Origin of the sequence: Corallococcus sp. 4LFB, assembly GCF_046520365.1 — a bacterium.
Lineage (GTDB): Bacteria > Myxococcota > Myxococcia > Myxococcales > Myxococcaceae > Corallococcus > Corallococcus caeni.
In genome coordinates this window covers 1-866 of the sequence record NZ_JBKGHJ010001126.1, presented here as the reverse complement: position 1 = coordinate 866, position 866 = coordinate 1, and the positions used below count along the sequence as shown (strand labels likewise).

The following is an 866-nucleotide window of genomic DNA, read 5'->3' as shown; positions in this document are numbered from 1 at the left end:
CAGCTGCCCACCCACCACCAGCCCGTTGACCTCCAGCACGTGGCTGCGCTGGCCGTCTTCGCCCTGCGTCGGGCCCGCGGACTCCTTCGCCAGCGTGAAGCCCCCGGTGCCGCTGGCCAGCGCGTCGAACTGGCCCAGGTAGTTGAAGGCCACCGGTGCCTTCGGTGCCTGCTTCAGCTTCGCCGCGATGGCCTCCGGGCCCTGGTAGCGCAGCAGGCCGTAGCCCACGCCCTTGCCCGGCACTGCCCTGAGCGTGTCACGCACCGCGCGCAGTGCGTCCCCCGCCGTGCCTTCCTTCGAAACCTCCAGCACCACCGGGTACAGCGAGGTGAACCACCCCACCGTGCGCGTCACGTCCACGTCCGCGAAGAGCTCCTCGCGGCCGTGCCCTTCCACTTCCACCCGCACCCGCGGCTGTCCCGTCCACTTCGTCAGGACTCGGGCCAGGGCCGACACCAGTACTTCGTTCACGCTCGCCCGGTACGCGCCCGGCACTTCCTGCAAGAGCGTCCGCGTCGCTTCCGCGTCCAGAGCGAACACTACACTCCGTGCGGACGCCAGCGTGTTCGACACGAGCGCAGCCTGTGCGGATGCCGCTGTGTTCACTCCGGCTGTGTCCACCGGTAGCTCGGGCGTCTCCTCGCGCGCCTGCGCCAGCCACCACGCCGCTTCCTTCTCCAGCTCCGGTCCGCGCGCGTACTCCTCCAGCTTGCGCGCCCACGTCTGGAAGGACGTCGTCTTCGCGGGCAGCACCGCGGGCATCCCGCCGCGCAGTTGCGTGTACGCCGTGCCCAGGTCCTCCAGCAGCACGCGCCACGACACGCCGTCCACCGCGAGGTGGTGCACCGCCAGCAGCAGCCACGACG

At 70.9% G+C, this 866-nt stretch carries 1 protein-coding gene; it reads right to left on the bottom strand.

Annotated features, from left to right (window positions below; all coding sequences use genetic code 11):
• Nucleotides 1–866: condensation domain-containing protein (locus ACLEQD_RS44485; protein WP_410391942.1), on the bottom strand; the 866-nt coding region annotated here is incomplete at both ends.